General features: G+C 71.7%; 13 protein-coding genes and 1 pseudogene. 5 read left to right on the top strand and 9 right to left on the bottom strand.

What is annotated here, in order from left to right; translation table 11 throughout:
- Positions 1-45 precede the first annotated feature (45 nt).
- The 4 genes and pseudogenes from AB0M27_RS13950 to AB0M27_RS13935 all read right to left on the bottom strand — a co-directional run bounded on the left by AB0M27_RS13950 (position 46) and on the right by AB0M27_RS13935 (position 2,880).
- Positions 46-930 (bottom strand): hypothetical protein, encoded by an 885-nt coding sequence (locus AB0M27_RS13950; RefSeq protein ID WP_365721263.1) that lies wholly within the window; start codon positions 928-930, stop codon positions 46-48.
- Positions 931-1,069: 139 nt separating this feature from the next.
- Positions 1,070-1,565: pseudogene (locus AB0M27_RS13945) on the bottom strand (fibronectin type III-like domain-contianing protein); the annotation flags it as partial.
- A gap of 105 nt (positions 1,566-1,670) precedes the next feature.
- Positions 1,671-2,057, bottom strand: a complete 387-nt coding sequence (locus AB0M27_RS13940) for a RidA family protein (RefSeq protein ID WP_365721261.1) — start codon at positions 2,055-2,057, stop codon at positions 1,671-1,673.
- Positions 2,058-2,067: 10 nt separating this feature from the next.
- Positions 2,068-2,880, bottom strand: coding sequence for an NAD(P)-dependent oxidoreductase (locus AB0M27_RS13935; protein ID WP_365721259.1), 813 nt, complete (start codon positions 2,878-2,880; stop codon positions 2,068-2,070).
- Positions 2,881-2,938: 58 nt separating this feature from the next.
- Between AB0M27_RS13935 and AB0M27_RS13930 the strand changes: the two genes are divergently transcribed.
- A complete protein-coding gene (locus tag AB0M27_RS13930; protein ID WP_365721257.1) occupies positions 2,939-3,874 on the top strand; it encodes a LysR family transcriptional regulator in 936 nt (311 codons plus the stop codon).
- A gap of 39 nt (positions 3,875-3,913) precedes the next feature.
- Here the strand turns inward: AB0M27_RS13930 and AB0M27_RS13925 are convergent, their stop codons facing one another.
- The 3 genes from AB0M27_RS13925 to AB0M27_RS13915 are packed head-to-tail and all read right to left on the bottom strand — an operon-like array spanning position 3,914 to position 5,833.
- Positions 3,914-4,528 (bottom strand): LysE family transporter, encoded by a 615-nt coding sequence (locus AB0M27_RS13925; protein ID WP_365721255.1) that lies wholly within the window; start codon positions 4,526-4,528, stop codon positions 3,914-3,916.
- Positions 4,525-5,352 carry an EI24 domain-containing protein gene (locus tag AB0M27_RS13920; protein WP_365721253.1) on the bottom strand — a complete coding sequence of 276 codons (828 nt, stop codon included), beginning with the start codon at positions 5,350-5,352 and terminating at the stop codon, positions 4,525-4,527. The genes AB0M27_RS13925 and AB0M27_RS13920 overlap by 4 nt, the downstream gene beginning before the upstream one ends.
- A 43-nt stretch (positions 5,353-5,395) precedes the next feature.
- Positions 5,396-5,833 carry a MarR family transcriptional regulator gene (locus tag AB0M27_RS13915; RefSeq protein WP_365721251.1) on the bottom strand — a complete coding sequence of 146 codons (438 nt, stop codon included), beginning with the start codon at positions 5,831-5,833 and terminating at the stop codon, positions 5,396-5,398.
- Between the two features lie 89 nt (positions 5,834-5,922).
- Between AB0M27_RS13915 and AB0M27_RS13910 the strand changes: the two genes are divergently transcribed.
- Together AB0M27_RS13910 and AB0M27_RS13905 are read left to right on the top strand one after the other, a co-directional pair.
- A complete protein-coding gene (locus AB0M27_RS13910) occupies positions 5,923-6,957 on the top strand; it encodes an NADP-dependent oxidoreductase (protein ID WP_365721249.1) in 1,035 nt (344 codons plus the stop codon).
- Positions 6,958-7,064: 107 nt separating this feature from the next.
- Positions 7,065-7,484 carry an organic hydroperoxide resistance protein gene (locus AB0M27_RS13905; protein WP_365721247.1) on the top strand — a complete coding sequence of 140 codons (420 nt, stop codon included), beginning with the start codon at positions 7,065-7,067 and terminating at the stop codon, positions 7,482-7,484.
- Between the two features lie 164 nt (positions 7,485-7,648).
- Here the strand turns inward: AB0M27_RS13905 and AB0M27_RS13900 are convergent, their stop codons facing one another.
- Together AB0M27_RS13900 and AB0M27_RS13895 are read right to left on the bottom strand one after the other, a co-directional pair.
- Positions 7,649-8,800 (bottom strand): serine hydrolase domain-containing protein, encoded by a 1,152-nt coding sequence (locus AB0M27_RS13900; protein ID WP_365721245.1) that lies wholly within the window; start codon positions 8,798-8,800, stop codon positions 7,649-7,651.
- Positions 8,801-8,988: 188 nt separating this feature from the next.
- The gene (locus AB0M27_RS13895) at positions 8,989-9,942 is read right to left on the bottom strand and encodes a hypothetical protein (protein ID WP_365721243.1); all 954 of its coding nucleotides are present in this window, start codon (positions 9,940-9,942) and stop codon (positions 8,989-8,991) included.
- Between the two features lie 201 nt (positions 9,943-10,143).
- Here AB0M27_RS13895 and AB0M27_RS13890 point away from each other — a divergent pair, with 201 nt between their 5' ends.
- Both AB0M27_RS13890 and AB0M27_RS13885 read left to right on the top strand, forming a co-directional pair.
- On the top strand, positions 10,144-11,301 hold the full coding sequence (locus AB0M27_RS13890) for a mandelate racemase/muconate lactonizing enzyme family protein (protein WP_365721241.1): 1,158 nt from the start codon (positions 10,144-10,146) through the stop codon (positions 11,299-11,301).
- Positions 11,298-12,302 (top strand): alcohol dehydrogenase catalytic domain-containing protein, encoded by a 1,005-nt coding sequence (locus AB0M27_RS13885; protein WP_365721239.1) that lies wholly within the window; start codon positions 11,298-11,300, stop codon positions 12,300-12,302. The genes AB0M27_RS13890 and AB0M27_RS13885 overlap by 4 nt, the downstream gene beginning before the upstream one ends.
- Positions 12,303-12,331 lie beyond the last annotated feature (29 nt).

Below are 12,331 nucleotides of genomic sequence, written 5' to 3'. Positions count from 1 at the left end.
ACATCACGCAAAGATCATCAGTAACAGCAGACGGCCGACGACCCGTCACGCCTCCCCCCGCATCCGCTTGGCCGCCTTGCCCAACAGGGACATCGCGGCTCCGCAGATCAGCAGCGTGCAGCCACCGGCCACCACCGGCCCGATCGAGCCACCCTTGATGCCCTCACCCGTCACCGTCGTGGCCAGCACGAAGATGATCGAGTACAGACTCCGCCCCACCTTCGCCCCGGCCGGAATCACCTGGAGCAGCTGCGGAATGGTCGTCACGGCGGCCACAGCCATCCCGAAAGGCAAGGCCGCGCCGAGCATCAGCGCGCCGAAGCCCAGTGAGTTGCCGTACGCACCCCAGCCCGCGCCCTTGTGGAGCAGGTAGCCGGTCGCGGCGAGGGACAGCAGGACCAGCAGGCCATTGAGATAGGCGGCCTGCGTGGCGGCCTTGCGGGCGCCCGGCAGATGCGCGGCCGGGGAACGCCAGGCGTCCGCCGTGATGAGCCGCAGCTGCCGTTTGAGGGCCTGCATCTGCAGCAGCGAGAAGACACCGAAGGCCAGCAGGGCCAGTCCGGCGAGCGCCGCGACGAATCCGAGGGGCTTCTGGGTGATGCCGTAGTGGACCCCGCCGAAGGTGAGCGGAATGCCGAGCACCATGCCGTAGGCCATGGGCTTGGACTTCGCCTGGATCTTCAGCACCAGATCACGCTGGGCGGGGGTGAGGTTCGGGTCCAGCCGCATCCGGCCCTCGCCGATGTGCTGGGCGGGCGGCTGGGGGGACTGCTGCGGCGGGTACGGCTGCTGGGGCGGGTACGGCTGCTGCGGGTACCCCTGTGGCGGGTACGGCTGCTGCGGATACGGCTGTTGGTACTGCGGCGGCTGCCCGTACGGCCCCGTCGGCTGCTGCTGGCCGTACGGCCCCGGCTGCTGGCCTGGATACACGATGTCTCTCCCCCGTGCCGTGCCCGGTGTCTTCCGGTGTTCGCGGGCCGGGAGTCTGCCATATGGCCCTGCGGCGACGAGCCCCGGTCCGGGTGTCAGGGGCCCGGACCGGGGCTGCCCGTGGGGGACTTGTCCCGGATCAGACGTTAATCGGCGCGGTGAGCCTGCGGTCCACGATCGAGCGTCCGGCGGCGATCTCGTACGAACCCTTCACACACGCCCACGTGTTCGCCGTCTCGTCCCAGATCTCGAAGGCGCGGCGCGGCAGGGCGACGGTCACCTCGACGCTCTCTTCGGGACCGGCCTCGGCGGAGGCGAAGCCGGCGAGGCCGGCGAGCCGGGCGTGCGGGGTCGGGCTCGGCCGGGGAGACGTAGATCTGGCCGACCTCGCGGCCGGGCCGCTCGCCCGTGTTGCGGAGGCGGATGCGCGCGGTGGTGCCGTCGACGTCCAGGGACTCGTAGGTCCAGTCGGTGTAGCCGAGGCCGTATCCGAAGGGGTAGGCCGGGGTGCGGCCGGCCTGCTCCCAGCCGCGGTAGTCGATGAACAGGTCCTCCGTGTACGGCAGTTCACCGTCGGTCGGGACGACCTGGGTGACCGGGGCGTCAGCGAGGGAGCCCCAGGTGGTGGGAAGCTTCCTGCGACTGCTGGGCGAGCCGGTGGACTGAGGGCGCGCTGAACCCCCCGCAAGGGGCGCGGGGAACTGCGCGATCAGCCCCCGCGCACCCGCAGTCGCGTACGGTCAGTCACCCCGAACCGCCGCTACCACCTCCACCTCCACCCGCGCCTCCGGGCGGAACAGCCGTGGCACTTCGAAGGTCATGCTCGTCGGCGGAGTGCCCGTGAGGAACTGCCGTCGCACGGTGCCGTATTCGTCGAGCTTGCTGATGTCGGTCAGGTAGGTACGGATGTTGATGACGTCCGTGAGGCTCGCGCCGTGGGCCTTGAGCAGGGCATCGATCGTCTCGAAGACGCCCCGGGTCTGCTCGGCCAGGGTGGCGCCCGCGGCGATCTGGCCCGAGAGGAACAACAGGGCGCTGCCGTCGGCGTGTTCGACGCGGGCCACCTGGGAGTAGTAGGGGCTGAGGGGCTGCGGTGCGGAGTCGGGGCTGCTCAGGGTGATCTGCACGGGGAGTCCTTCAGACGGTACGGATGAGGTGGTCGGCGGCTCGGGCGATGTCGGCGCGGGCCAGTGCGGGGTCCGCCGCGGCTCGCCTAAACTGCTCCAACACCGCTGTGGCCACGAGGAGTTCGCCGGCACCCGTGGCGATCCTCAGGTCCTTCACGGCGAGGTCGGTCGCGAAGATCGCCCCGTCGGCGAAGGCGCGGTCGACCGCGCCGCCGAGCGGCCCCGCCTTCAGCGCCGCACGGGCGGTGTCGCCGTCCAGGCCCAGCGCGGCGGCGAGCCGCAGCGCCTCGGCGACGAGGCCCACGCCGCCGATCACCGCCATGTTGACGACGAGTTTGAGGGACGCCCCCGAGCCGAGCGGGCCGGTGCGGGTGACCGTGCCGAGGTGCGCGAGGACGTGTTCGACCCCGGCCGTGTCCCCGCCCGCGAGGATGCCGAGCGTGCCCTCGGCGGCCCGGTCCGTGCTGCCCATGACAGGCGCGTCGACGAGGGTGACCCCGTCCCCCAGCCGGCCGGCCAGTTCCCGTACGGCGTCCGGTCCGACGGTGGACATCTCGACCCAGGTCGTACCCGGTCGCAACTCCGGTGCGACGGCGTCGGTCACGGCGGTGAGCGCGTCCGGTCCGGCGAGCATGGTGATCACGACGTCGGCGCCCCGCACCGCCTCCTCCGGTGACCCGGCGCGCCCGGCCCCCTGGGCGACGAGCGTCTCGGCGCGGGCCGGGGTGCGGTTCCAGACACTGAGCGGATGACCGGCCGCGAGCAGTCGGCGGGCCATCGGGGCGCCCATGTGGCCCAGCCCCAGAAAAGCGATCTTCTCCATGCCGTCGACGCTATGACCGGCCATGCAATGCGACAAGCGAATGTCTAGCATCACTGCCATGCCTACTTCGCATGTCGAGCCGGAGCTTCCCGACCTGTCCACCGTCTGGCTGCGGGTGTTCCTGGAGGTCGCCCGGCACGGCTCGTTCACCGTGGCCGCGCGAGCGCTGGGCTGGACCCAGTCCGCGGTGTCCCGGCAGATCTCCTCGCTGGAGTCGGCCCTCGGCGGCGGTCCGCTCTTCGACCGGCTGCCGCGGGGCGTGCGGCTCACCGAGGCCGGCCGGGCCCTGGTGCCGTACGCCGAGGCCGTGTCCGAGTCGCTGAGCGGCGCGGCGCGCGACCTGGCCGAGCTGCGGGCGGCGTCGGGCGGGCGACTGCGGTTCGGCGCGTTCGCCACCGCCGACGCCGCGCTCGTCCCGCACGCACTGGCCGTCTTCCACGCCCGTCACCCCCGCGTCCGCCTCGCGCGCGAGGAGGGCCTCTCCCCCGGCCTGCTGGACCGGTTGAGGGCGGGCCGCCTCGACCTCGCCGTGGTCTCGACGACGGGCCGCGCCCCGCTGGAGGCGTACGAGCTGCACCATCTCCTCGACGAGACCCTGTACGTCGCCGTGCCGGCCGCCCATCCGCTCGCCCGGGCCGACGGGCCGGTACGGCTGGCCCGACTCGCCGACGCCGACTGGATCGCCGGCAGTTCCCGGCCCGAGGGCACCCTCCTCGACGCGGCCGTGCGGCTGGGTTTCCGCCCGCGCGTCGCGCACGTCGTCGCCGAGTGGACCGCCAAGCAGGGGTACGTCGCCGCCGGCCTCGGGGTGACCCTGGTCCCGGCGCTGGCCGCCGCGTCCGTACGGCCGGACGTCGCCCTGCTGCCGGTGCACGCCGAGGACGCCCCGCCGCGCGCGGTGTACGCGGCGACGGTCCGCGGACACTCACTGACGACGGCGGCACGGGCCTTCGTCGCGGCGCTACGGGAGGCGGCGGAGCGGATCCCGGGCTGAGCCGGAGCAGCGGCGGCGTGACAGAGGACGGTATGAGGCTCAGTGCGACGGCGCGAGCGCCAGGCTGACGCCGAGGCCGGCCAGGACCGAGCCGATGACCTTGTTGAGGATCTTCTGGGCGCGCAGCATCAGGGCCCGCATCCTGGCCTGCGAGAAGAACGTGGCGACCACGCCGAACCACAGCAGGTGGGCGAGCGACATGAACAGGCCGTAGCCGACCTGCTGGTACAGCGGGGTGTCAGGGCTGACGACCTGGGCGAAGGTGGAGACGACGAAGAGGGTCGTCTTCGGGTTGAGGACGTTGGTGAGGAAGCCGGTGCGCAGCGCGGCGAACGGGGTCAGCTCGCGGCGGTCCTCCAGGTCGATCTTCAGCTCGCCGCGGGTGCGGTAGGTGCGGATGCCGACGTACACGAGGTAGGCCGCGCCGATCAGCTTGATCACCGTGAACAGGGCGGTGGAGGAGGCGATCAGCAGGCCGACGCCGAGCAGGGTGTAGGTGACGTGCACCAGGACGCCGGCGGCGACGCCCGCGGCGGCGAGCAGCCCCGTGCGGCGGCCGTACAGATAGCTGTTGCGGACGATCATGGCGAAGTCGGCACCGGGGGCGATCACGGCGAGGACCGTGATGACGGCGACGGCGAGTATCTGGGTCACGGGCTGACGTCCTCCGTATCGGGCCGCCCGCCGGCGGCACCGGGGGCGTCGGGAGCATCGGGAGCGGAGTCGCCGGCGGTCTCCTCGCCCAGAAGATCGCGGGCGAGGAGCGTGGCGCCCGCGACCGCGCCCGGCATCAGGAAAACCGCGACGAACGGGACCAGGAAGGCCAGGCCGAGGGGCGTACCGAAGCCCCAGACCAGGGTCTTGCGGGAGCGGAGCAGGGCGAGCCGGGCGCGCAGTTCCACGCCCCGGCGCTGGAGGGCGACGGCGGCGAGTTCCTCGGTGAGGAAGAAACCGGTGACGAAGAAGCCGAGCACGGGGACGGCGGTCTGCCCGACGAACGGCAGGAAGCCGAGGGCGAAGAGCAGTACGCCCCACAGCGCGGCCCGCACCAGGACGCGCAGACTGTCCCGGGCCGAGATCCACAGCTCGCGCCACAGCGGCAGGTCCGACCGCGGGGCGGTGCCGTCGGGCGAGGCTTCGGCGTCGACCTTCTCCGACAGGTTCTCGTAGAAGGGCTGGCCGAGAAGCAGGGTGACGGCCGTGAACGTCAGCACGGCGAGCAGCAGCCCGAGGGCGAAGAGCACGGCCGTCAGGAAGCCCCGGAACAGGCCCTGCCAAGGGCTGGACCAGTGGTCCGCGAACGGTGTCGCCCAGGTCACCGCGTCCTCGCCCCACACCGCGAGCGCGACCAGGGCCGCCGCGTAGAGGACCAGGGTGATCAGCCCGGGCAGCAGCCCGAAGCCGTAACTCCGGCCGTGCCGCGTCATCCAGCGCTGGCCCTTCAGCAGATAACCGAACCCCACCCCAAGATCGCGCATGGCGGAGACTTTACCGACTCTCCCGCGGCCGGCGTGCGCCTTCTCAGGCGTCCAGCATCCGGCGCAGCAGGTCGCGCAGGGAGCGGCGTTCCTCCTCCGACAGGCCGGCGAGGGGTTCGCGGGCGAAGCGGAGGCCCTCGCGCAGGTCCTTGGCCGTACGCACGCCCTCGTCCGTGGCGGCGGCCAGCTTCACGCGCCGGTCGGCGGGGTCCGGGCGACGCTCGACCAGTCCCCGGGACTCCAGGCGGTCCACTATCCCGGTCACGTTGGACGGCTCGCACTTGAGCTTGTGCGCCAGCTTGCGCATGGGCAGCGGCTCCAGCGAGAGCAGGCTGAGCAGCCGGGCCTGCGGTCCGGTCAGCGTGTGCTCGCCCGCCGCCTTCTCGTAGTCCGCGTAGAAGCGGGCGACGACGTCACCGATCAGTTCGACGACCTCCATGGTCAGGGCATCGGGGCGGCGGGGCTTCGATGGGGTGGACATGGTCTCCAGGATACCCGGTTACTTGACATCATGAAATATTCAGGAGCATGGTTGTTTCAGGTTCTGAAGTATTTGAGAAAGGTCCTGTCATGACCAACCGTGAGTGGCACCTGATCAGCCGTCCCGTCGGCTGGCCGAAGCCCGAGGACTTCGCCCTCGTCGAGACCCCCGTCCCGACCCCCGGCGAGGGCCAGGTGCTGGTGCGGAACAAGTACCTCTCCGTGGACCCGTACATGCGCGGCCGGATGAGTGCCGCGAAGTCGTACGCCGCCCCCTACGAGCTGGGCAAGGTCATGCAGGGCGGCGCGGTCGGCGAGGTGATCGCCTCCAACGCCGAGGGCATCGAGACCGGCGACCACGTCCTGCACTTCTTCGGCTGGCGCGAGTACGCGGTCGTGGACGCGAAGAACGCCGTCAAGGTGGGCCCGGCGGTCATCCCGGCCGTCAAGGTCGACGACAAGGCCCACGAGGTGCCGCTGTCGGCCTACCTCGGCGTCCTCGGCATGACCGGCCTCACCGCCTACGCCGGTCTGCTGCGCACCGCCTCCTTCAAGGAGGGCGACATCGTGTTCGTCTCCGGCGCCGCGGGCGCCGTGGGCAGCGAGGTCGGCCAGCTCGCCAAGCTGCTGGGCGCCTCGCGGGTGATCGGCTCGGCCGGCTCCGACGAGAAGGTCAAGCTGCTGGTCGAGGAGTACGGCTTCGACGCCGCGTTCAACTACAAGAACGGCCCCGTGAGCGAGCAGCTGCGCGCGGCCGCGCCGGACGGCATCGACGTCTACTTCGACAACGTCGGCGGCGACCACCTGGAGGCCGCGATCGGCTCGCTCCGCGAGGGCGGCCGGATCGCCGTCTGCGGCATGATCTCGGTCTACAACAACACCGAGCCCGCGCCCGGCCCGCGCAACCTCGCCCGGCTGATCCAGACCCGGGGCCGCATCGAGGGCTTCCTGGTCGGCGACCACTACGACCTGCAGCCGGAGTTCGTCCAGAAGGTCGGGCCATGGGTCGCCTCGGGCGAGCTGAAGTACCGCGAGACGGTCGTCGAGGGCATCGAGGGCACCCTGGAGGCGTTCCTCGGCGTCCTGCGCGGCGACAACATCGGCAAGATGATCGTCAAGCTCTGAGACCAGGCAGACCTTCCCCGTCGTTTCCGACATGCGGTAACTTCTTTCCGAATTCCGCCGTCGATCGTGGGCGCGAGTCGTGGCGGACCGAGGAGGAGGACCACCGCATGCCCATCACACAGTCCGACGTCCTGTACACCGCCGTCGCCACCGCCGAGAACGGGCGGGACGGCCGGGTCGCCACGGACGACGGCCGACTCGACGTCGTCGTCAACCCGCCCAAGGAGATGGGCGGCAGCGGCGCCGGCACGAACCCGGAGCAGCTGTTCGCCGCGGGATACTCCGCTTGCTTCCAGGGCGCGCTGGGGGTCGTGGCCCGGCAGGAGGGTGCCGACGTCTCCGGGTCGACCGTCACCGCGAAGGTCGGTATCGGCAAGAACGAGGACGGGTTCGGGATCATCGTGGAGATCTCGGCGAGCATTCCCCACGTCTCCGCCGAGGTGGCCCGGGAGCTGGTCGAGAAGGCTCACCAGGTGTGCCCGTACTCGAAGGCGACGCGGGGGAACATCAGCGTGACGCTGGTCTGACGCCCGTCGTTGCGCACTGCGGAGACCGCACCCTTGGACGTGGGGTGCGGTCTCCTTTTTGGCCGGGGGCGTCTGCCGGGTGCGGTGCGTTGTCGTGTGCGGGTCCGTCGTGGCTGGTCGCGCCCACGCGGCGGAGCCGCATGTCGACACGGCCCCGCGCCCCTTCAGGGCGCCACCACCACCCGGTGCAGCACGCGCACGAACCCGTCGTTCTCCGGTGCCGCCCCGCCCGGAAACGCCATCCGGCGGCGCGTGTAGCCGTACGCCAGACCACTGCGCGGGTCGGCGAAGGCCTGGGAGCCGCCCGCGCCGCTGTGGCCGAAGGCGCCGGCGCCCAGGACCGGGTACCACAGGTCGGCGGTGGCCTGGAAGCCGAGGCCGTACGCCTTATGGGCGCGGGCCACCAGGTCGTAGCCCACGGAGTGGATCTGGCCCACCTCGGCGACCGTGTCCGGCTTCAGCAGCGGTGGCCGGTCGTCCAGCTCGCTGATCGCCGCCGCGTACATTGTGGCGAGCCCGCGCGCGGAGGCGACGCCGCCCGCCGACGCCGGTCCCCTGGCCCGCACGCGGCGGGAGTTGGCGTAATCGGCCAGGGTGCCCGGTTCCGGGACATGCGTGTTGAAGGCGATCGAGGTCAGGGTGTGCGGACCGGTCGGCTGGGCGTCCAGCAGGGCCTGCTGCTCGGGCGTCGGCAGCATCGGCTGCACCGGGCGGAAGCGGGGCTCCTGAGACTCGGGCAGGCCCAGGAAGAAGTCCGTCCCGTACGGCGCGCGCACCCGCTCCTCGTAGACCTCCTGGAGGGTGCGGCCCGTGGCCCGGCGGACCACCTCTCCGGTGAGCGCGCCGATCACCAGCGCGTGGTAGCCGAACGCCGTCCCCGGACGCCAGAACGGCTTCTGGTCCGCGAGCCGTTCGGCCATCGCCCGGTCGTCGGCCAGTTCCTCGGCGGAGAACCCGGCGTCGATCCCGACCAGGCCCGCCCGGTGCGCCAGCAGATCTCTCAGGGTGACGGAGCCTTTGCCCTCGGCGCCGAACTCGGGCCAGTAGTAGGTCACTTTGCGGTCCAGCTCCAGCGTGCCGTCCTGCACCAGGAGCGCGACCACCAGATGGGCGGCGCCCTTGGTGGACGAGAACACGCCGTACAGCGAGTCCCCCTCCGCGCCCGCCCACAGGTCGACGACCCGCCGCCCGTGCAGATACGCGCACAACTGGCCCTCGTAGTCGGCCCGTTCCCCGGCGACGAACGCGGCGAACTGATCACGCACCGCCTCGAATCCCTCGGCGACCGTGCCCTGGACGGTGATCTGCTGCGTCATCCGCTCTCCTCAACCGAGCCGCTGCTCGCTGCTCCCTCTCAGCACAACGCCCTTTCCCGCTCGGGGCGTTCCCGAGACCGGTACGGCGCGATGTACCTGTTCGACTCAACCGCCGCGAGCGCCCGGGGGTGTGACCACTGCCCCGGATGGCGGATGGCGCGGGGGTGGCGCGGAGTGCGCGGCAGGACTCAGGTGCACCACCACAGGAAACGGGTGCAGGTCTTGGTGGGCGAGGGGGTCGGGGACGGCGCCGACGTCGTCGGGGCGCTGGTGGGGGTGGAGGCGGGCCGGGAGGTGACGGTGGGCGCCGGGGCCTGGGGGGTGGTGCCGGCGCCCGTCGCGGCGGTCTGCGACGCCTTGCCGGTGTCCTTGGCGTCGGGCGACTTGGAGTCCTTGCCCTTCGGGGACTTGGAGGCGGACGCGGAGGCGTCCGGGGAGGCGGAGCCGGCCGTACCGGGGGCCGCGCCGGAGGTGTCGGAAGCCGGGTCGGCCGTGGCGCCGGGGGACGCGGAGGACGTACCGCCGTCGGCCGCGGCGTCCCGGGCGGTGTCCGGCTGTCCGCTGGAGAAGGGCGAGAAGGGCGCGTCCGTGCCGAGTTCGGCGAGGCCGAGGCTGCCCGCGGCCAGCACGAACCCCGCGGTGATCAGGACGGTACGGCGGCGCCGGCGCCGGTGCGCGGCGGCCTTGCGGTCGCGGCGGCTGGCGTCGGCCTCGGCGGGACCGACCGTGGTGCCGCGCGCCCGGCGCCGGGCGGCCCGGCCACCGGGCTCTGAGTCGGGGTCGGCGGAGGAATCGGGCTCGGGGTCACTGTCGGCTCCGGCCTCGGTGTCGGACTCGGCCTCGGGATCCCAGTCCTCGCTCGGCTCCCGCTGCTGCGTCCACGGCACCTGTTCCGGACCGGCCGGCTCGTACTGCTGGGGGATGCGGTACTCCGGGGCCCCGTACTGCTGGGACCCGTACTGCTGAGATCCGTACTCCTGAGACCCGTGCTGCTGGGGGGCGCCGTACCCCGGTGTCCCACCCGTGCCCGCGCGCGCGTACGCGGCCGGCGCCTCCGCGGCGGCGGCGCGTGCCGGAGTTCCGCACCCGGGGCAGGCCAGGGCGCCATTGAGGTGCCGTTGGCACGGGTGGCAGTAGTCCATGACGCCGGAAGACTAGATTCCCCGTCGGTCACGTTCCTAGGCACCCTTGTGAAGGTTTCGTAGAACACCGAAAGAATTCTCGAAAGGCTTGTCGAAACCGTTACCCGTTCGACCCATTGACACCCCCACCGCCCCGTCCTTACTGTCGCGCCAGCATTTCGAACGTGTGACGAAATCTCGAACAGCTGAGGGGCAACTGCCGTGCGCATCACCGGAATCAGCACGCACGTGGTCGGCACGCCGTGGCGCAACCTGACCTACGTCCAGGTGCACACCGACGAGGGGATCACGGGAGTCGGCGAGACCCGGATGCTCGGTCACACCGACGCGCTGATCGGCTATCTGCGGGAGGCCCAGGCCAATCACATTCTCGGCTCGGATCCGTTCGCGGTCGAGGACCTCGTCCGCCGGATGAAGTACGGCGACTACGGCCGTGCGGGTGAGATCGTCATGTCCGGCATCGCGGTCGTCGAGATGGCCTGCTGGGACATCAAGGGCAAGGCGCTGGGCGTGCCGGTGTGGCAGCTGCTCGGCGGCAAGGTGACGGACAGGGTCAAGGCGTACGCCAACGGGTGGTACACGACCGAGCGAACGCCCGAGGCCTACCACAAGGCCGCCCAGGGGGTGATGGAGCGCGGCTACAAGGCGCTGAAGATCGACCCGTTCGGCACCGGGCACTTCGAGCTGGACCACCAGGAGACCCTGTACGCCGTCTCCCTCATCGAGGCCGTGCGGGACGCGATCGGCCAGGAGGCCGAGCTGATGCTGGAGATGCACGGCCGCTTCTCCCCCGCCACCGCCGTCCGGCTGGCCAGGGAGATGGCGCCCTTCAAGCCGGCCTGGCTGGAGGAGCCGGTCCCGCCGGAGAACCTGAAGGCGCTGGAGAAGGTCGCGGCCAAGGTGGACATCCCGGTCGCCACCGGTGAGCGCGTCCATGACCGGATCGAGTTCCGCGAGCTGTTCGACAGCCAGGCCGTGGACATCATCCAGCCTGACGTCGGCCACGTCGGCGGCATCTGGGAGACCCGCAAGCTCGCCGCCACCGCCGAGACGCACTACATGCTGGTCGCCCCGCACAACGTGGGCGGGTCCGTGCTCACCGCCGCCTCCCTCCAGGTCGGCTTCACCTCGCCGAACTTCAAGATCCTCGAGCACTTCAACGACTTCGCGGACGCGGAGATCAAGAAGGTGGTCAAGGGAGCCCCGCAGGTCGTGGACGGGTACTTCCACCTGTCCGACGCACCCGGTCTGGGCGTGGAGCTGGACGTCGATGCCGCCGCCGAATTCCCGCAGCAGCAGGCCCGGTTCGACCTGTGGGCCGAGGGCTGGGAGCAGCGCAAGCCGAAGGGGACGAAGTGAGCTCGCAGGTCGTCGTCGAGGCACCGGGCACGCACCGGGTCGAGGAGCACACACCCCGCGAGCCCGGTCCCGGCGAGGCGCTGGTGGCCGTGCACGCGGTCGGCATCTGCGGCAGCGACCGCGAGGTGTACCAGGGCAACCGGCCCGAGGGATATGTCCGTTACCCACTCACCCCCGGGCACGAGTGGTCGGGGACGGTTGCCGAAGTGGGTGCCGGGGTGCCGGCGGGACTCGTCGGGCGCAAGGTCGTCGGCGAGGGCTTCCGCAACTGCCAGGTCTGCGACCGCTGCCACGCCGGCGAGACCACCCTGTGCACCCACGGCTACGAGGAGACCGGGTTCACCCAGCCGGGCGCCATGGCCGGCACGCTGACCCTCCCGGCCCGGCTGCTGCACGTCCTGCCGGACGACGCCGACCTCACCGCCGCCGCCCTGCTGGAGCCGGCCGCCTGCATCGCGGCCGCCGCGATCAAGGGGAACGCGCTGCCGGGCGAGCGGGTCGCGGTGGTCGGCACGGGCACGCTCGGGATGTTCGCCGTGCAGTTCCTGAAAGCGGTATCGCCGGCGGAGCTGCTCGTCGTGGGGACCAGGAAGGACCGGGAGGCGCTGTCGCGGCAGTTCGGCGCGACCGATTTCCGGCTGAAGGACCGGGAGCTCCCGGCCGGCTTCGACGTGGTGATCGAGACCGCCGGGTCCGCCTCGGCCGCGCGCACCGCCGCCTCGCTGCTCCGGCGCGGCGGACGGCTGGTCCTGACCGGGATCCCGGCGCCGGGCGCGGACGGGCTCGACCCGACCGATCTCGTCGTACGGCAACTGGAGGTGCACACCGTCTTCGGGGCGCCGCCGGACGCCTGGGCGCACACCGTGCGGGTGTTCGGCGCCGGGCTGCTCGACCCGCTGCCGCTGGTCACGCACGAGCTGCCGCTGACCGAGTTCGCCCAGGCCATCGAGCTGGTGGGGGCCGGCGATCCAAAGGTGGGCAAGGTGCTGCTCCGCCCCTGATGACGTACGCCGGTCAGGACGTGCCCTGA

The organism is Streptomyces sp. NPDC052107 (assembly GCF_040680215.1).
GTDB lineage: Bacteria > Actinomycetota > Actinomycetes > Streptomycetales > Streptomycetaceae > Streptomyces.
The sequence above is the reverse complement of the archived record's forward strand: the minus strand, read 5'-3'. Positions and strand labels throughout refer to the sequence as shown.

Excerpts from the sequence above, each read along its gene's own strand:
- AB0M27_RS13910 (WP_365721249.1), top strand. The coding sequence starts at position 5,923 with ATGACCAACCGTGAGTGGCACCTGATCAGCCGTCCCGTCGGCTGGCCG.
- AB0M27_RS13900 (WP_365721245.1), bottom strand. The coding sequence starts at position 8,800 with ATGACGCAGCAGATCACCGTCCAGGGCACGGTCGCCGAGGGATTCGAG.
- AB0M27_RS13895 (WP_365721243.1), bottom strand. The coding sequence starts at position 9,942 with ATGGACTACTGCCACCCGTGCCAACGGCACCTCAATGGCGCCCTGGCC.
- AB0M27_RS13915 (WP_365721251.1), bottom strand. The coding sequence starts at position 5,833 with ATGTCCACCCCATCGAAGCCCCGCCGCCCCGATGCCCTGACCATGGAG.
- AB0M27_RS13920 (WP_365721253.1), bottom strand. The coding sequence starts at position 5,352 with ATGCGCGATCTTGGGGTGGGGTTCGGTTATCTGCTGAAGGGCCAGCGC.
- AB0M27_RS13935 (WP_365721259.1), bottom strand. The coding sequence starts at position 2,880 with ATGGAGAAGATCGCTTTTCTGGGGCTGGGCCACATGGGCGCCCCGATG.
- AB0M27_RS13905 (WP_365721247.1), top strand. The coding sequence starts at position 7,065 with ATGCCCATCACACAGTCCGACGTCCTGTACACCGCCGTCGCCACCGCC.
- AB0M27_RS13930 (WP_365721257.1), top strand. The coding sequence starts at position 2,939 with ATGCCTACTTCGCATGTCGAGCCGGAGCTTCCCGACCTGTCCACCGTC.